Source organism: Amycolatopsis rubida (genome assembly GCF_900115345.1).
GTDB lineage: Bacteria > Actinomycetota > Actinomycetes > Mycobacteriales > Pseudonocardiaceae > Amycolatopsis > Amycolatopsis rubida.
Map to the genome: position 1 here is coordinate 496,933 of NZ_FOWC01000002.1, position 15,594 is coordinate 512,526.

A 15,594-nucleotide genomic window follows, 5' to 3' on the forward strand; every position below is an offset into this window, starting at 1 on the left:
GGGTCAGTCCTTCCGGGACTCGAATACGTAGGTGTCGACGCCGTACAGCGGGTGCCGATGGGTGGCCGTGTCGGTGACGTCGCGGTCCTCCCGGACCGGGAGGCTGGTTTCTTTCCGGATCCGGTTGAGCGACCAGCCGGCCACTGCGGGCCGGATCCCGAGGACCCGCTCCCGGGTCTGGTCGACCACCACGAGCGCGGAGGCGGCGGTCAGCCCGACGGAGGTGACCTGGAACCGGAACGTCGCGAGATCCGGGTTCCCGCAGAGTTTCGTGCCGTCGTCGATCCCGGTGTCGCCGTAGAGCACGGCGTACGGGAAGCTCGGTTGGTCGGGGACCTGGCCGTCGTAGACGGTGAACGACGGCGAACCTGCTTGCAGCAGCCCGAGGATCGCCGCGTGGTGCGCGGTGACGACGCCCGTCACAGGATGTCCTCGGCGACGTCGGCGATCGCGTCGGCGAACCGGGGTTCTTCCTTGCGCAGCGGGCCGTTGATGTCGAGCACGGGCGCGTTCTTGCTGGTCCCGAAGTACACGATGTTGCCCAGTGCGCCCTGGATCAGGGCCTTGTCTGGCCCGATTTCCGCGGCGAGGCCGTCGTCTTTGGTGTCGTAGGTGATCGACCGCGGGAAATGCGCGAACGTCGGATGCCCTTGCGCGTCGCGCCGCATCCCGTTCTTGATGTTCACCGCGCCTTTTTCGACGACCTTCCGGAACTTCGGCAGCGTCTTCTCCGGGATCGCTTCGAGGTCCCGCGCGAGCTGGTCGACCTGCGACATGTCCACGTCAGCCACGGGGCACCTCCTGGTTCAGCCGGTGATTTCCTCCACCTGGCAACGCAACGCGGTCTGCAGCGTTTTCCGGTCGCCGGAGCGGATCCGGAAGGTTCGGCCGACGTTCGCGGGGTCGACGGACGCGGTGATCTCCGCGACCAGCCCCGACCCGACCGACCCGGTGCCGGTGACGGGCAGGTGCAGCTCGACCGGCGTCACCGTCCACTGGTGCTCGCCCGCGTCCGGGTTGCCGGGGTACGCGGCTTTCTGGTTCTGGATCTTGCATTTCCCGGTGTAGACCGGGTCCCCGTACGCCGGGGTGACCTGGCCGGTGTCGGGGTCGGTGGTGTCGCCGGTGACGGCCCGGATCCGGCAGGTGTCGAGCATCAGCGCCTCGGCCTGGCGGCGGCCGGCGCGGACCAGGCGCAGCGGTTTCATCCGATCTTCACCAGCCGTGCCCGCGCGCCGTAGGTGCGGCGCAGGGCTTTGCGGAGGTTGCCCGGGACGAGCCCGGCCAGATCCGATTGCGAGGTCTGCGTGAACTGCAGCCGGTAGTCGTCGATGCTCATACCGACCGCGCCGACCGGGTTGGTGAACATTTGCGCGGCCAGCGCGAGCACCGCCGAGCGGGCCAGGGTGAGATGGCCGTCGCCGTCGGCGTACCCGTGCGAGTAGGTGACCTCGACGACCGACGGTTCGCAGGCGCGGACCGCCCACCCGCACCGCCGCCACAGCCTGTCGCCGAACCGTTTGTAGTCCGTCGCGGTGCCGCCGTCGACCGTCACCGACGCGACCGCGGTGACCGGCCGTTGCGGCAGCGTGAACCACGCATCGGTGTCGCCGAGCAGCTGCACGGTGTCGTCGGCCACGAACACGAGTTGCTGCCCGGCCGCGGTCTGCACGGCACCGGTCGCGAGCTGCAGCAGCAGCTCGGCTTTCGCGTCGGGCAGCGAGGTGTCGTCTTCGTCGAGCAGGGCGCGGAGGTCCGCGGCCGTCGCGAGCATGTCCGTCATGGACCTCCGCCTCCCCCTGCTATTCGGCGGCTTCGATCGCGGCGCGGAGGTTGTCCACGCCGAGCCGCTTGTCGACGGCGATCTCGTGCTCGTCGGCGTAGGCGAGCAGCTCGTCCTTGTCCATCGCGGACAGATCCGGCTGCTTCTCCCCCTCGTCCAGCGGCACGTGCTCTTCGAGGTCGAGTTCCTCGTCGGGCTCGCTGTCGTCGACCGTCGATTCGGCCTCGGCGTCCTCGACGTGGCCGAGCCGCAGCAGCGACTGCAGATGCTCGTCGGGCACGTCGTCCGGGAGGACCGCGCCGCGGTGGAAGTCCACCGTCGCGCGACCGCCCTTCTCGTTCACCTTCGTCTCCGCGGACACCCGGCCCGCGGTCACTCGGTACGCCACGCCAGCCTCACTTCAGGTTGAGGATCTTGGCGTGGGCGCGCTCGTTGCCGTACTTGAGCCCGACCTCGCCGTAGATCTGGTTGCGGTCCTTCGCGCCGGTCTTCGCCAGCGGCTCCTGGAAGAAATGCCCCTTGCCCGGGATGTCCAGGTACACCGGGGAGCACTGCTCCATCGACACGACCGCGACGGTGGACTGCGACATCGCGCGGTCCAGCATCACGTTCAGCGTCCCGAAATCGGTGTCGATCCGGTCGACGGTGACGCCGCCGACGTTGCCGACCAACTCCTTGCGCACGTAGTTCCCGGCGGTCACGTAGGCGTTGGTGATCGCCCGCTTCTGCGCCGAACCGCACAGCAGCGTCGCGGTGGCCTGCTCGGTCAGGCCGCCGTTGTCGTAGGCCATCTGCAGTGTGTCGTCGACCATCGTCTTGGTCAGCGCCACACCCTTGGACCAGATCACGGTGCCGTTGGCGGTGATGTCGACCGGGACGCCGCCCTTGGTGCGCGACACCTTGAAGTCGTTCGCGGTCAGGCCGGCGGCGAGGACGTAGTACGCCTGGCCGGCGATCAGCGGAGTGGCGGTGCCGACGCTGGAGAACGTGACCGTGTCGCCCGCGGCCAGCCCGTGCGTGGTCAGGGTGATCAGGTCCGTGGACGCCGCAGCCGTGCCGGTCGCGGTGACGCCGCCCGCCGCGTCGGTGACGTTGCTGGCGATCGCGGACAGCAGGCCGCGGGTCTTGCGCGCGGTCGTGTTGTCCGACGGCTTCTGGTAGACGCCGTTGATGAACGACCAGTTGATGTCGCGCACCATCTGCTTGAGCATCTGCTCGGTCTGCCAGTCCAGCTCGTTGGCGACCGGGTTGGACTGGTCGTTGTTCAGCCCGGACTTGCGCTGGTTCGCAGCCTGCTTGGTGTAGGAGACACCGACGGTTTCCTGGTGGATCTGCAGGATGTTCGTGGCGTTCGCGCGGACCCGGTTCTGCTCGGTCGGCGCGTCCGCGCCCTCCAGAACCGTGTTCTGCGCGGCGTCGCGGAGGTCGAAGGTCTCCCACTCGAACTCGTAGTCCGCCGCCTGCCCGCCGCCGCCGCTCAAACCGCCGATGGCGGAGAAGAACGGCACGTCGGCCGGGGTCAGCTGGTACAGGATCCCGGAGTAGTTCGGCAGGTTGTACGTGGTGCCCAGTGCGGTGATCCCAGACATCTGGGGTTCTCCTTCTCAGGTCTGGGGCGCACGGAGCGCCCGGGTTACGAGGTGACGAGCTTCTGGTTCTGCAGGCGCAGAACGGCTTTGATGTCGCCCTTTTTGGTGGCCTCGGCGATCAACGCGTCGAGGTTCGGCGGAGCGCCGCCCTGCCCGCCCTGGCTCGGATCGGGCCGCGGCGTGCCGGACGACGCCGGGGCAGTCGGGAACAGCGCGAGCAGCCGGTCCGCGTGCGCGGCCAGTTCCTCGGCGGTCGAGCCGCGAAGCTCCGCCGCCTGCTCAGGCGTGAGCTTCTTCGCGTTCGCGACCTCGGCGCGCCACCGTGCCTCATTGGCCTCGGCCAGCTGCTTCTCGTGGTTGGCGAGGCGTTCGGTGATCTGCTCGATCTCCGTTTTCCCCTGCTCAGCCCCGCCGGTCGCGCCGAGCGCGGCAGCGAGTTTCTCCAGCGGTGCCAGCCCTTCCAGCTTCTTCTCCAGCGCCTTGCGAGCGTCGCGCTCGGCCTGCAACGCCTTGATGCCGCCCTCGCCGAGCGGTTCTTCCTTGGCCGCCTCCTTCGGCGGATCGCCCGCCGGCGGTTCGGGTGGGGTCGGGGTCGGAGTCGGCCCGGAAGTCGGGCCGGGCTTCGGCGGCTCCGGTACGGCCGGATTCGGTGGGGCTGGCGGGTTGTCCTCGGCTCCGGCGATCGGCCAGATCGGTCCGCGTTTGCCGATTCCGACGGCGCGGAGCCCGGTGCGCGGGTGGACGGGAAGGTCGGTGTTCACAGGGGTTTCCTCCATCGCAGAGGGGTTGCCCGGGCCGCATCGCGCGGTCGGGAGTCAAATCAGGTAGCCGTGGAGCCGGAGCATCCGCACGGCTTCGTCCCGCGACGTCGCGTCGCGGTAGATCTGTTCCGGCATGAGCCGCCTCTGGCCGCCCAGCCGCCTGCCCGCGAACCCGGAACGCGTGGTTCCTTCGCGGGTCAGCTTCTGGCCGGCGGCGGTGTACATGCCGCGGTGGGCGTTGACGACCTGCGCGAGGTCCGCGCCGTCGCGGACCGCTTGCTCGTCCGCTTTGGACAGTCCGCGCACACGGCCTTCCTCGAACGCGCGCCGCGGGTCGGTGGTGAAGTCGTCCCCCGTCGCATCGGCGGTCGGGATGTGCACGCAGTCGCAGTTCGGGTGCCGGAGAAACCCCGCGCTGAACCGGTAGACCCGGCCCGCGAGGAGGATGCACCGCGGGCACGAGTCCCCCACCACCATCCGCGTCCACGACGTCCGCGGCCGGGCCGCCACCGCGACCCCGTCCGCGACCCGGCCCGCGTCGGCGACCTGGGTCCGCAGCACCATCTCCAGCGACGCCTGTCCGGTCGCGAGCGCACGGTCGATCGTCGCGCCGTCCCGGATCGCGACCTTCGCCGCGATCACCGGGTTCAGCAGCAGCCCGAGCAGGTCCCGTCCATCGGATGCGATCCCGGCCAGCGCGGTCGCCGACACCCGGCCCGCCGCGGCCGGTGCGCTGCCCTGCGCGTCGAGCACTGCATCGGCGAAACGGTCCGCGGTGGACGCCGCCGCCGTCTGCGCGCCGCGCACCACCAGCAACATCCGGGCGAGATACCGGCCCCACGACCGGGAGAGATCGCCCGGGTCGACACTGCGCCACATGCCGAGCCCGGCGTCGACCGTCGCGTCGGCGAGCGAACGCCGGTCGCGGTAGTGCCGCCGCGCCAGCTCAAGTGCCGACGACACCGGCCGACCCCGGGGCCGTCGCCGGCGGCTGCTCCGGCGGCGGGATGCGGCCGGCAAGCACGCTCACCGGGTCCAGTTCCGCCGCCTTGCGGTCCGCCTCGTCGTCTTCCTGTTCCATGCGCCGGATCTGTGCGTCGCTATAGCGGAGGTCTTCCCGCGTCTGTCGAAGCGTCACGATCGGCTTCTGCCCCGGAGGCGCGGTGTACTTCTTGATCGCCGCGTCCGCGCTCTGCGCCTGCGTCGGGGTCGACGGGTCCCGCCACCGGGTCTCCAGCATCCGGTACCGCGGGTCCCATTCGCCGGTCTGGAACCGTTTGATCAACCGGCCGGTGCGTTCGTAGCTCCCGCCGAACGGCGTGTGCTTGCGCTCCGACCGTTTGATCAGCCGGACCTCGGCGGCGAGCCGGGATTCCGCCGACGGCGGGTTGTCCGTCGTCAATCCGAAGTAGTCCGGCGGCAGGCCGGACAGCGACGATGCGATCCGCGCGAGCGCGTTGATCGATTCGTGGAACCCGGCCAGGTTCGCCGCCGGGAACGCGAACTCCCGCGCCCCCTCGTCCACACCGTTCGGGACCGTGAGGAACTTCCGCACCAGCATCTGGATCGCGGTCAGCTTGTTGCCCTGCGCGTCCTCCAGATCCTCCGGGGACACGCCGAAGAACCCGCGCACAGGCAGCGCCGCGGACTCCGCGCCGAGCATCATGTCCGTCGCGATCTTGTTCGCTGCGTCCGAGATCGGGATGATCGGAGCCAGCTCCGAACGCCCGTACCGCGGCGAGATCGGCGTCTGGCTGGTGATCGTGCGCGCGCCCGAAAGCCGTTCGCCGTTGGTCAGCGACACGACCGGGGGCATGCCGAGGCCGTGGTTGTCCCGCTGGTCTTCCTTCCAGCCGTTGTCCCCATTCCCGTACCAGATCGTCGAGTTCGGCAGGTACAGCGCCGCCGACCGCTCCGGCTCGTGCGCGTACGTGCCGCCCTCGTTCACCCGCCGCAGCGCGGCCAGCACCTTGCGGGTGCGCGGATCGACGTAGGCGAACATCTCCAGCGGCGACTCCGCGGTCACCAGCGGCGTGTCCTCGTCGTCCTCGTTCGTGCCGACTGTGATGTACGAGCGCTTCATCACCAGGGCGTCCACGCGCCCCATCTGCGACTGCTCGTCCATGTCGTTGGCCTGCCACACCCGCCACAGGTCGGTGTCTTCGCCGTCCTCGTCCGGCAGCCGGAACCCCTCCGGCTCCAACCGTTCCTCGATCGCGTCGACCACCAGCTGCGGCCACCCGATGATGACCGGCCGGATGTGCTCGCCGACCTCGCGGAAAATCTCCGGGTGCATGTACGCCAGCGGCTGCGTGCCCTCGTAGTAGCGGTTGAGCATCTCCAGCTCCGGCAGCTCGGCATCATGCCGCACCGACAGGAACTGCACCCACTCCTCAGGCGTGTCCGGCAGCGCCAACGCGAACACCCCCTCCGCACTCACATCGCGATCACCTTGCGGCGCTTCTTCTTCGCCAGCCCGGCCGCGATCACGTCTCCAGCGGCCTCGTGCGTGATCACGCTCGTCACGCAACCGTCGATCTTCTGGTTCGCGCTGGGCTTAACCAGCACGTAGCGATTGGCCGGCCGCACGGCCGCGCGGGCGTGGCCGACGTGGGCCTCGGTCACCTCGCACCCGTCGTGCGTGAACGTGCTGTCCGCCTTCGTGACGTCGCCCTTGAGCCGTTCGCACGCATCGTGCATCTGCACCGGACGCCGCGTGTACCAACGGATCACGCGTTTCTCGCCGAACTCGTCGGCCCATTCGTCGACCTCGGTGTCCCAGTACGGCGGGTCGTAGTAGCCGCGGATCACGTCGAAGCGGTCGAACAGCTCCGTCATCGCCGCTTTCACTTCGAGCCGCGGCACCTGGCCGCCGTGGTCGGCCGGGTTCCAGATCGTCTTGCCGCCGGTGGTGCGCGGCGTGAACTGGTATCCCCACTCCGGCACCTCTGCGCGGATGAACGTCCAGTCGTCCACATCGGACCCGTCGAAACCGAGCACGATCCGCGTACCGTCCGGCACCTCGCGAGGAGCCTTCCGTTTCGCCCACGGAGCGACGCCCATCCAGGCGTCCGAACCGGACACCATCCGGTTGCCGAAGAACCGTTCCGCCTGCGCGGGGTCCTTCTCCATCAGCTCGGCGGCCTCGGCCTCGATCGCGTCGAGGTCGACATGGTCCGAACCGGCGTAGACGATGCGGTGGATCTTCCGCCGCTCCGCCTTGTTCCGGTACGAGAGATTCGCCGGCGCCTGCGGGAAGTACTTGAAGATGTCCGGCCGCTGGCTGTCCATCGTCCGCTTCGCGGTCGTGTCCTCCGACGGATCCGGCGGGTTCGTCGTCTCCATCGACCGGCCCGACATGCCCGCCAGGCCGCGACGCTGCGTTTCCGCGGTGCGGATCATCCTGTTCTGCGCGGTGAACAGCCCCGTTTCGTCCTGCCCCGCATACGTGATCGGGTTGCCCAACCGGGACTGCGCCGACGACGTGACCACGTCGATCCGGCCGCTGTTGCCGACCCGGATGAACGCCTCGCCGACCCGCATGATGTCGCCGAGCGGCCCCAGCCGGACCATCGACTGCAGCGGCCGGTACACGTTGTCGACCTGGTCCTCGGACGTCGCGAGCAGCTGGATCAGCGGTGTCGGCCACGGCATACCCATCGGCTCGCCCTGCTCGTACGGGTACTCCCACCCGCAGCCGCACCCGTGATCCGCACACGCATAGCCGTCGTCTTTCCCCGCCCACCCCGCGAACAACGCAGGTCCGGCCGCCTCGTTCGAGACGATCGTCGCCGACCACGGGCCTTTCCCGGTCTTCTGCGGAGCCACCACCTGCGACCGGCGGTAGTGGAACGCCGTCGATTTCTGCCCGACCTCAGCCTCCGGCCGCACCCGGTAGTGGTTGACCGTGCACCACAGCTGCCAGCGGTACAGCTGCATCGGCGCGCCTTGGCGGAATCCGTCCGGGATCGGGCAGTGCGCCTCGATCCAGTCCGGAACCACCCACAGCGTCGGGAAGTCGACGACGAACGGGTCAGGCCCCGCCGCCATCGGGCACGACCGTCAACCGACTGCGCGCCGACTTCCGCGGCGCGGCCTTCGCCGGCGTCTTCTTCGGCTCGACAGCCTCGTCGGCCACGATGCGGATCCTGGCCCGCGCCATCGAGTCCGGCGTCAGGTACAGGTCCGCGAACATCATCCGGACAGTCTTGCGGTTCTCCGCGCTCGCCCGCTCCTGCTCGGCCTCGACAAGTTGCCGCACGAACAACGCGACGTACTCGACCAGCCCGTCCCGTTCCCACAGCAGCGCTTGCGGCTTCCGCCAGAAGCTCTCCCAGACCTCGGCCTCACGCCCGTTCCGGTCGACCAGCGGCCACCGCGGTGCCGGTGCCGTCCGCCCCTCCGCGGGCAGCACCGTCCAACCCGCCTTGTCCGACGGGCGATCCCGGTTCAGCGCATTCGGATCCGGTGCCGGGCCGGACCGGTTGCGCGCGCCACCACTCGGCATGTTGATCACTCCTCAGCCGCATCGCGCGACGTCGAGAGACGACCGCCCGCATCGCGCGGACGACCTTTTGAACCTGGCGCACTTCCCAGACGCCTCCCCAGCGGTCCGGGTGCGATCCACTGCCGGGGGTACCCCCCAGGGGGTATGCGCTCGCGGTGATCGTCTTCGGGTCGCGGTGCCGATCGACGGCGATCGCCTGCGTGCCCGTCAGCGTGCGTTCCAGCCGCCCGGCTGATGCTTCGCTGTCTCGATCGAGTGGCAGCTGTGGCACAGGCCGCGACCGTGAGCCGGGTCGTTCGGGTCCATGCCTCGCAGTACCAGCGTCCGCCTGTCGAGCGGGTGATGGTCAGCGTGCACCGACCACGCCTTGCCGCACCGCGTGCAGATCGGGTCGCGTGCCAGCACCTGCCGACGGAAGCGGGTCTCGTGTCGGTGGTCGTAGCCCCGCTGTCGTGCGCTGCCTCGACGCTGCTCTGCTGCGCGCTGGTGCTCGACACACCGGCCCGTGCCTGGAGGTACCAGCTCGGGGCACTGGGGTACGGAGCACACCTTCATGGCACGGGGCATCGGAGTGCCGCCGATCTGCAGGGAGTACTCGGTTAAGTGCCACCCGCGTCCGTGCTCGTGGACGAGCTGTGGGCCGATGGCTCTACCCGGCTCTGCCGAGCAGCCCCGGGTACGAGAACGGCCCCGCCGGTCTGTGCCTGGCGGGGCCGTGGTGTTCGTGGAGGATCGGGCTGGACTCGAACCAGCGACCTCGGATCAGTTGGGATTGGCTGATGCGCACTCGCCGCACCCGTCACCATGCTCTGCCACCTGAGCTACCGAACCACGGTGGGCATAGCTCACGCCCGGGTAAAGCGTGACACACCAGTTGACCTTGGGCAATCACCGGGGGTCCACCGTGGCCGTGTCGCCCTGCTACTTGACGATGAGCGCCTCGATCGCGGTCCTGCAGTCGGGGCAGAGGATGCCGCCGGGACCGGCCGTTGCGGTGCCGCACTTCGAGCATGTCGGGGTCGGGGTGTCTTCGCTCATGCCGGGATCTTCGCATCCCGACGATCGAGGTAGGCGACGATCTCCCGGAGGTTGTAGCCGCCGTCACCTCGGGTGATGTGGCCGCGGCGCACCCACTGGCGGAGCGTGGCCGGGGTGACGCGGTAGCGGTCGTCGCCGGTGCGGTCGGCCTCTTGGGCGAGGAGGAGGACGACGTCGGCGGCGCGGGCTCGGCCGGTCACGACTCGCCTCGCGCGGCGCGGAGCGTCGCCTGATGGTCGGCTAAGAGGCGTTGGCGGCGGGCTTGTTCGTCGGCGAGTGCCCGGGTGAACGGGCCGGGCACTCGCTCGGCGACGTAGTCCTCGCGCGGGCGGTGGGTGCGGGCGAGGTACCAGTCGCGCTCGGCCTCGCCGACAGCCCAGTCCGGCATGGGGTTCGTGGTGCCGATCATCGTGACGAGGATGTCGTCGCGGAGGTTGATCCGCCAATACTCCGGCGCATGGGTGCGCCAGCGCGGCACTCCGAAATCGTCATCGTCCACCTCTTCGCTCACGTGTTCGACTGTAGGTAGCGTGACAGCCGAGGTCAAACCCGGTGCGGGGTGGCACCGTATGGCCGGACGCGGATCCATGTCGGACGCGACGGGGCGACTGCCCCGCGCAGATCCTTGATCACTCCCGAGGCGATGGTCACCCGTGCATGCAGGTCATCCACAGCGCGGCCGTTCGGATCCATGATCCAGGTGCGTCCGTTGACGGATGCGACGGCGTAGTAGTCGCCGACCCCGTCTTCGCTGAGGTGGACGACCCTCGCCAGCCGGATCGGCGCGGCAGGCGGTCGGAGACCGAGCCGCTTCACGAACTTGCTCACGGCCGCCACTCCTCGCGGTAGTCCGGGTGCTCGGCGTACGGAAGGGCGAGCAGTTCGAGGACATCCTCCATCGCCGACTGGTAGCCGCCGTCGAAGTCGGGGAACTCGGCACCGTCGCTGTAGAGCTCGATGATCTGCCGCTTGGCGTCGATCTCGGCCGCACGGCGGCGATCCGCTGCGGCTGGCGTCCACTCCCGAAGGCTGCCGTCCGGGCGGCGACGTCGCCAGTAGCGTTCCTCGGTGTAGTCGAACCGCTCGAACGCGTCCGGGTCGGCGCTGGTGGTGTTCAGCTCCCAGCCCTCGCCCTCCGGCGGGTCGTCCACCTCGCGCCACGCCTTCCGCTGGCCCTCCAGGGTCTTGTACTCGTAGGCCGGGTGTGCGTTGCGTTGGTGCAGCTCGTCGTCAGTCGGGTCGAGGTACGGGTTCCGCAGGCGCTGCTCGACCTCGGCCTGTTCGTCGTCGAGGCGTGCGCGGAGGAACGCGATCGGGTCATCCATCATGGCAGCTTCCTCTCCGGGAGCCCGATGATGCCGAAGTCCAAAGCCTCGATCCACTCGGCCGGGCAGTTGCGGCAGCCGGTGCGCCCGCAGTGCCAGCCGTCGTCGCGGCGTTCCCAGGCGATAGTGCCGTCTCGATGGAAGTAGCGCGTGCCGACTGGCGGCTCCGGCGGGGTGTCCGGGAAGAACTCGGCGGCGTCCTTGAGCCGCTGCTCGGCGGCTTCGGCGCGGCTGCGCCAGTACGCGGCCTCCTGCTCCAGCTGGCTGGCCGCGACTGTCGAAGTACCGCCGCGGCCGCGCAGTGCGAGTGCGGCGTTGCGGGCGTCGTTCGAGCCGCCGTCGACCGGGACGCACAGGTCGGCGATCCAGGACAGGTCTCGCCCGTCGGGCTGGACGATGTGGACGGTGGGCCGGTCGGCATAGGAGTACACGAAGCCGGTGGCGTGCACGCCGCTTCCGGTGGCGTAGCGGGCCTCGACCCGCTGGCCGTCGCGCACCCACTGCTGGTAGTCGTTCACGAGGCGTCCCGCACTTCCTGCTCGGGGCAGCGTGTGCAACGGAACGCTTCGGGCAGGCCAGGCGTCCCGGGGGTGATCCGGTGCCAGTCGTGGCCGTGTTCCGCGCACTCGTCCACCCGCGGCGGCCACGGTGCTTGCAGCGGAACAGTCTTGCGCTCCCGGATGCCTTCGTCGCCCTCGAAGAGGATCTTGCGGTTGTCGTCGAAGACGAACCTCTCGAATGTGATCTGCCCGTCATCCACGGTGACCGTGGACGGTACGGGGACGTCGTTCGGGTCGATGCCGTGCGCCTGGACGAAGGCCAGCATGGTTTCGCGCGGCACCGGGGTGACGGTGGTGACCATGAAGACGTCGGTGGCGATGCTGCGATCAGGAAAGTCGATCTTGTAGTCGGTCACGCTGTTGCTCCTTGCGCTGCTTCGAGACGGACCAAGTCGAGCCCGTCGTAAGTGCGGCGGCAGTCCCGGCATTGAGCGGCTTTGCCGACACCGCCCCAGAACACCTGGCCGTCGCAGGTGACGGTGAGACAGGCCGCGATGGGTTTACCGGGCTTGTCGTGGGCGAGGTCCTGTGCCTCGCGGTGCAGCTCGGCGAGGTCGTTGACGGCGTCGTCGACCCATTCCTGCCCGCCGAGCCACCACGCGTTCGCGCGGATGTAATCGGCGTCCGCAGTGATGGTGCCGCCGGGTCGAGATTCGTCGCGTTCCTCGGCGATCGCGTTCGCGAGGTACGCGAGACGGCCGGGGATCGACGCGACCCAGCTGCCCGCGTCGTCCGGGCGGCGCATCACCGCGTCGCCGTGCTCGTCCACATCCCCGGGCAGGGATCGAGGGTCGAGGGCGGCGATCACGTCGTCCCGCGCCGGCGACGCGGAACCGTAGCCGGGCGACATGCGGCCGGTTTGCCCGCGGACCGGTGCCACCATCGTCGGCAGGACGAGCGTGCCGTACACGACGATCTCACGGAGCAGACGGATCAGCCGGTTCACGCAGTCGTTGCACGAGTAGGCGACACTGCTCGTGTCGGCGCGGCGGCACACCCGGCACTTGCCGAGCGCGACAGGTTCGGTCGTCACGGGGCCTCCTTCGTGGGGAATCCGATGTAGACGCGGGCACCGAGGGCGTCGCAGTAGCGGCGGAGCATCTTCAACCGGGGTTCACGCGTGTCGGTTTCGATCATCGAGACCGTGCTGTCGGCGCAGCCCATGCGGCGGGCGACGTCCCGCTGCGTGAGCCCGGCCTGCTCCCGCAGACCGCGGAGATGGTTGCCGAGGCTCACGGTTGCTGTTCCTCTGGGGGTGCCGCGACGGCATCGAACTGACGGACCGCTTCGGTTGCGGACTGGACCGCTTGCTGGAAGCCGACAAGCGCGGTGGCGAACATCTGGAGCGGTGTCGGGGCGGGTGCCAGCCCGCCGGGCCGGTAGCCGATGTCTACCGTGAACCCGGAGCTGTCCTGGGCGATCGGGGTGTGCACGAGGCAGACCTCGATGCCGTTGAGCGCGAAGTTCGGGCATGGGCCGTCGTCGGTGTTGGCGCACAAGGGTTGCTGCATGGTGAGCCTCCTCAAAACGGCGGTTCGTCAGGGTTGACGCCGCGGCGGGCAGCGCGGCGGAACTTGACGTTGGAGACGCGGCGGCTGACGTTCTGCCACCACCACACGAGCCAGCGGGGCGGATCACACGAGCGGCAGCCGTGGTCGTTGCAGGCATAGCAATCCGGCTCCAGCTTCGGCGGCGGCCGGTCGTCGTCCCAGTCCTCGAACCATTCGTCGTCGATGTCGTCTCGCCAGTCGTCAGCCACGGTCGGCCTCCTCGGTGTCCGGCTGGACTTGTGCCAGCGTCGGGTACAGGTCGCGGTGGGACTTCGCGGCGCGGAGAACACCGGCCACGACAGCGGAGTCCCCCGGGTATGGCTCGCCGGAGTTGCGCGGGAACGCCTGCCCCCACAACACGCCGTGGACGTGTCCGAGCACGATGGCTTCGCGAACGAGCTTCGCGGTGCGCTTGCCGAGGATCACTTGGGCTCCTCGGTGTCCGGGTGGTGCTCCACCACGTTGCCGTGAGCGGCGTGTGCCTCGACGAACTCTTTGATGAGGTGCGTGTCGCCACGGTTGACCCAGCCGGACGACACCGGGCCGAAAGTGTGAGGCAGGCACCGAAGCCGGACGATCGTGGTCTGCGGATTGTTCAGCTGGTCGACCTCGATGTGGTCCGGGAACACGATGTCGTACAGGGCGCGCGGCGCAGGGCCGGGCTCCAGCGGGAACTCCGCCGGGTCGCGCCGATGGTCTTGCATGTCGACCTGGGCACGCGTGGTGCGGTCATAGCTTTCGCTGGACCATGACGGATCGCAGCTGCACGCCCACCAGAACTCGATTCCGTTGCCGACCTGCCGTTCGTGAAGCGACGTGCGGTGATCAGGTTCAGCAGGCTTGCCCGGCTCCTCGCGGCCCGGCTCGCGGTCGAGGAACTCGCCGATCTCCTCCAACGCTTCACGCTCGTCGATCCGGCCCCAGCGGACCCGGTTAATCGAATTGCGGATGTCCGCGCGCAGCTGTTCGGTCCGCCGCCATGCCTTGCCCAGCTCGACCCCGTGGTGCGCCACGGCTTCTCGCAGTTGCTCGCGCAGCTTGTCGCGATCAGCAGTCGCCCGCGCTGCTTGAGCACGATCCAGGTTCATGAACCGTTCCGCAGCGGCGAGATCGTCGCGCGCGGCCTCGACCTCCCCGAGCTTCACGGCCATCTCGTGCATGCGACGGCCGCCTTCGTTGGCGTGCCAGTCGCAGGCGGGCTCCAGCGCGTCCTCGTGACCGACGTCCTGATACCAGCGCCAGCCGGTGGTCTCTTTGCCGCACGGGGCCTCGGCACCGTCGGGTAGAACGATCGTGAAGCCGCACAGGTCTGGCACGCGCGGGGTGTCGGCGTCGGTCATCGTTATCGCTCCTCGCATTCGAATCGGACTCCGGCAGCGCCACGGAACTCATCCCAGACGATCACGGGTTCGCCGCGGTCCATGGCGGTTCGCCACCACCCGACTTCGCCGATCGCGTCGAGCAGGAAATTGGCGCTGCCGATGCGGTATCGGGCCTCGGCGCTGGCGAGTTCGAGCGCCCGGTAGACGTCGTGGGTGCCGAGCACGTACACGTTGCCTCGGAGGGGGTACTCGTCCTCGGCGTAGATCGCGCGGATCTTGCGCGGACGGTAGATCTTGCCGTTGGGACGCTTGACCGGTGCCAGTTCGCTCATTGCTGCCCCCACTCGGTGGCGCGGCACGAGCGGCACAGACGGCGACGGTCAGGGTTTTTCGGATGCTGGCAGAGTCTGTGGTTGAAACGAATTCCGCTGAGGATGATGCCTAAAGCGATCCTTCCGGGCTCTCCGTCGTAAATGAATCCGCATCCATCGCACTGGACTCGTACGAACGGTTCCAGTTGCACGATGCCGTGAACCTTGCCTGGAAGATCCGGCAGCAGCGGAAAGGCAAACTGATCGAGGGTCGGGGTGTCGGCGTCGGTCATCGGGCAGCCTCCTCGCGGATTCGGAGATCGCAACTGCCTGCACCGGACTTGCAGAGCGCGGAGTGTCGCTCCTCGTCGGGTAGCCCGAAGCGCTCCCGGGAGATGACGAAGCACCGCTTCATCATCGAGGCGCAGCGCCCGCAGAACATGCCGTTGTACTTCTTCGCCCCGTGACGGTCGCACTGCCACTTACGGCCGTGGGCTTCGAGATTCGCCTGGCACATACGAGCCTCCCTGACTGCGGAAACACCTGATGAAAGGTGGTTGACCACCTCAGTAAAGCACTCCGCGTTGCAGGTGGTCAACCACCCTGGCAGAATTACCTCATGGCCAACATGCACAAGCACCCGGTTCGCGGGCTCCGCGGCATCCCCCAAGATCTCTGGGACCGCTTCGAAGCCGCCACAGCCAAGGGCGGCACGGACCGATCCGCAGCAGTTGCCGACTTCATCCGTTGGTACCTGCGGGAACCTGACGCCAAGCTCCCGTCTCGTCCGAGCTGACCCCCGGGGCAAGCACGCGACGTCGCTCATCGCTTTGCCTCGCTGTCCGCCT

The 15,594-nt window shown here is 68.9% G+C and carries 25 protein-coding genes and 1 tRNA gene; all 26 read right to left on the minus strand.

All coding sequences use genetic code 11. The annotated features are described in order from the left end of the window. Positions 1-3 precede the first annotated feature (3 nt). The gene (locus BM362_RS11120) at positions 4-423 is read right to left on the minus strand and encodes a gp17 family tail completion protein (RefSeq protein ID WP_093573042.1); all 420 of its coding nucleotides are present in this window, start codon (positions 421-423) and stop codon (positions 4-6) included. Next, entirely contained in the window at positions 420-791 is a 372-nt protein-coding gene (locus BM362_RS11125) for a hypothetical protein (RefSeq protein WP_093573043.1), read from the minus strand. The genes BM362_RS11120 and BM362_RS11125 overlap by 4 nt, the downstream gene beginning before the upstream one ends. 15 nt (positions 792-806) lie before the next feature. After that, positions 807-1,208: a DUF6093 family protein gene (locus BM362_RS11130; RefSeq protein ID WP_093573044.1), complete on the minus strand. Its 402-nt coding sequence runs from the start codon at positions 1,206-1,208 to the stop codon at positions 807-809. After that, positions 1,205-1,783, minus strand: coding sequence for a hypothetical protein (locus BM362_RS11135; protein ID WP_093573045.1), 579 nt, complete (start codon positions 1,781-1,783; stop codon positions 1,205-1,207). The genes BM362_RS11130 and BM362_RS11135 overlap by 4 nt, the downstream gene beginning before the upstream one ends. Before the next feature lie 19 nt (positions 1,784-1,802). Then, positions 1,803-2,171: a hypothetical protein gene (locus tag BM362_RS11140; protein ID WP_093573046.1), complete on the minus strand. Its 369-nt coding sequence runs from the start codon at positions 2,169-2,171 to the stop codon at positions 1,803-1,805. 7 nt (positions 2,172-2,178) lie between these two features. Next, positions 2,179-3,372 (minus strand): SU10 major capsid protein, encoded by a 1,194-nt coding sequence (locus BM362_RS11145; RefSeq protein WP_093573047.1) that lies wholly within the window; start codon positions 3,370-3,372, stop codon positions 2,179-2,181. Between the two features lie 44 nt (positions 3,373-3,416). Next, on the minus strand, positions 3,417-4,133 hold the full coding sequence (locus tag BM362_RS11150; protein WP_093573048.1) for a hypothetical protein: 717 nt from the start codon (positions 4,131-4,133) through the stop codon (positions 3,417-3,419). Positions 4,134-4,187: 54 nt separating this feature from the next. Then, positions 4,188-5,096 carry a VG15 protein gene (locus BM362_RS11155; RefSeq protein WP_093573049.1) on the minus strand — a complete coding sequence of 303 codons (909 nt, stop codon included), beginning with the start codon at positions 5,094-5,096 and terminating at the stop codon, positions 4,188-4,190. Beyond that, entirely contained in the window at positions 5,080-6,573 is a 1,494-nt protein-coding gene (locus tag BM362_RS11160; protein WP_143132402.1) for a phage portal protein, read from the minus strand. The genes BM362_RS11155 and BM362_RS11160 overlap by 17 nt, the downstream gene beginning before the upstream one ends. After that, complete coding sequence (locus tag BM362_RS11165) at positions 6,570-8,183, minus strand: hypothetical protein (protein ID WP_093573051.1); 1,614 nt, start codon at positions 8,181-8,183, stop codon at positions 6,570-6,572. The genes BM362_RS11160 and BM362_RS11165 overlap by 4 nt, the downstream gene beginning before the upstream one ends. Next, on the minus strand, positions 8,167-8,640 hold the full coding sequence (locus BM362_RS11170) for a phage terminase small subunit (RefSeq protein WP_093573052.1): 474 nt from the start codon (positions 8,638-8,640) through the stop codon (positions 8,167-8,169). The genes BM362_RS11165 and BM362_RS11170 overlap by 17 nt, the downstream gene beginning before the upstream one ends. Positions 8,641-9,365: 725 nt before the next feature. Then, positions 9,366-9,471 (minus strand) — tRNA-OTHER (locus BM362_RS47350). A 203-nt stretch (positions 9,472-9,674) separates the two neighbouring features. Continuing rightward, entirely contained in the window at positions 9,675-9,878 is a 204-nt protein-coding gene (locus tag BM362_RS11180; protein ID WP_093573054.1) for a hypothetical protein, read from the minus strand. Beyond that, the gene (locus BM362_RS11185; RefSeq protein WP_093573055.1) at positions 9,875-10,189 is read right to left on the minus strand and encodes a hypothetical protein; all 315 of its coding nucleotides are present in this window, start codon (positions 10,187-10,189) and stop codon (positions 9,875-9,877) included. The genes BM362_RS11180 and BM362_RS11185 overlap by 4 nt, the downstream gene beginning before the upstream one ends. Before the next feature lie 32 nt (positions 10,190-10,221). After that, entirely contained in the window at positions 10,222-10,506 is a 285-nt protein-coding gene (locus BM362_RS11190; RefSeq protein ID WP_143132403.1) for a hypothetical protein, read from the minus strand. Continuing rightward, the gene (locus BM362_RS11195) at positions 10,503-11,006 is read right to left on the minus strand and encodes a DUF6221 family protein (protein WP_143132404.1); all 504 of its coding nucleotides are present in this window, start codon (positions 11,004-11,006) and stop codon (positions 10,503-10,505) included. The genes BM362_RS11190 and BM362_RS11195 overlap by 4 nt, the downstream gene beginning before the upstream one ends. Next, positions 11,003-11,521, minus strand: a complete 519-nt coding sequence (locus BM362_RS11200; RefSeq protein WP_093573058.1) for a hypothetical protein — start codon at positions 11,519-11,521, stop codon at positions 11,003-11,005. Before BM362_RS11200 ends, BM362_RS11195 begins: the two co-directional genes overlap by 4 nt. Beyond that, positions 11,518-11,919, minus strand: coding sequence for a hypothetical protein (locus BM362_RS11205; protein ID WP_093573059.1), 402 nt, complete (start codon positions 11,917-11,919; stop codon positions 11,518-11,520). The genes BM362_RS11200 and BM362_RS11205 overlap by 4 nt, the downstream gene beginning before the upstream one ends. Further along, the gene (locus BM362_RS11210; protein WP_093573060.1) at positions 11,916-12,596 is read right to left on the minus strand and encodes a hypothetical protein; all 681 of its coding nucleotides are present in this window, start codon (positions 12,594-12,596) and stop codon (positions 11,916-11,918) included. The genes BM362_RS11205 and BM362_RS11210 overlap by 4 nt, the downstream gene beginning before the upstream one ends. Then, positions 12,593-12,799, minus strand: coding sequence for a helix-turn-helix domain-containing protein (locus BM362_RS47355; protein ID WP_167545264.1), 207 nt, complete (start codon positions 12,797-12,799; stop codon positions 12,593-12,595). Before BM362_RS47355 ends, BM362_RS11210 begins: the two co-directional genes overlap by 4 nt. Beyond that, on the minus strand, positions 12,796-13,074 hold the full coding sequence (locus BM362_RS47360) for a hypothetical protein (RefSeq protein ID WP_167545265.1): 279 nt from the start codon (positions 13,072-13,074) through the stop codon (positions 12,796-12,798). Before BM362_RS47360 ends, BM362_RS47355 begins: the two co-directional genes overlap by 4 nt. 11 nt (positions 13,075-13,085) lie before the next feature. Beyond that, positions 13,086-13,322, minus strand: coding sequence for a hypothetical protein (locus BM362_RS47365; protein WP_167545266.1), 237 nt, complete (start codon positions 13,320-13,322; stop codon positions 13,086-13,088). Further along, positions 13,315-13,539: a hypothetical protein gene (locus BM362_RS11220; protein WP_093573062.1), complete on the minus strand. Its 225-nt coding sequence runs from the start codon at positions 13,537-13,539 to the stop codon at positions 13,315-13,317. The genes BM362_RS47365 and BM362_RS11220 overlap by 8 nt, the downstream gene beginning before the upstream one ends. Beyond that, positions 13,536-14,453: a hypothetical protein gene (locus tag BM362_RS11225; RefSeq protein WP_093573063.1), complete on the minus strand. Its 918-nt coding sequence runs from the start codon at positions 14,451-14,453 to the stop codon at positions 13,536-13,538. The genes BM362_RS11220 and BM362_RS11225 overlap by 4 nt, the downstream gene beginning before the upstream one ends. Before the next feature lie 2 nt (positions 14,454-14,455). Continuing rightward, positions 14,456-14,767 (minus strand): hypothetical protein, encoded by a 312-nt coding sequence (locus BM362_RS11230; protein ID WP_093573064.1) that lies wholly within the window; start codon positions 14,765-14,767, stop codon positions 14,456-14,458. Next, entirely contained in the window at positions 14,764-15,039 is a 276-nt protein-coding gene (locus BM362_RS46810) for a hypothetical protein (protein WP_143132405.1), read from the minus strand. Before BM362_RS46810 ends, BM362_RS11230 begins: the two co-directional genes overlap by 4 nt. Between the last annotated feature and the right edge of the window lie 555 nt (positions 15,040-15,594).

What these genes read in the sequence shown, in the direction of transcription:
- BM362_RS11145 (WP_093573047.1), bottom strand. Translation starts at nt 3,372, where the DNA reads ATGTCTGGGATCACCGCACTGGGCACCACGTACAACCTGCCGAACTAC.
- BM362_RS11195 (WP_143132404.1), bottom strand. Translation starts at nt 11,006, where the DNA reads ATGATGGATGACCCGATCGCGTTCCTCCGCGCACGCCTCGACGACGAA.
- BM362_RS11165 (WP_093573051.1), bottom strand. Translation starts at nt 8,183, where the DNA reads ATGGCGGCGGGGCCTGACCCGTTCGTCGTCGACTTCCCGACGCTGTGG.
- BM362_RS11135 (WP_093573045.1), bottom strand. Translation starts at nt 1,783, where the DNA reads ATGACGGACATGCTCGCGACGGCCGCGGACCTCCGCGCCCTGCTCGAC.
- BM362_RS11225 (WP_093573063.1), bottom strand. Translation starts at nt 14,453, where the DNA reads ATGACCGACGCCGACACCCCGCGCGTGCCAGACCTGTGCGGCTTCACG.
- BM362_RS47360 (WP_167545265.1), bottom strand. Translation starts at nt 13,074, where the DNA reads ATGCAGCAACCCTTGTGCGCCAACACCGACGACGGCCCATGCCCGAAC.
- BM362_RS11170 (WP_093573052.1), bottom strand. Translation starts at nt 8,640, where the DNA reads ATGCCGAGTGGTGGCGCGCGCAACCGGTCCGGCCCGGCACCGGATCCG.
- BM362_RS46810 (WP_143132405.1), bottom strand. Translation starts at nt 15,039, where the DNA reads ATGACCGACGCCGACACCCCGACCCTCGATCAGTTTGCCTTTCCGCTG.
- BM362_RS11230 (WP_093573064.1), bottom strand. Translation starts at nt 14,767, where the DNA reads ATGAGCGAACTGGCACCGGTCAAGCGTCCCAACGGCAAGATCTACCGT.
- BM362_RS11130 (WP_093573044.1), bottom strand. Translation starts at nt 1,208, where the DNA reads ATGAAACCGCTGCGCCTGGTCCGCGCCGGCCGCCGCCAGGCCGAGGCG.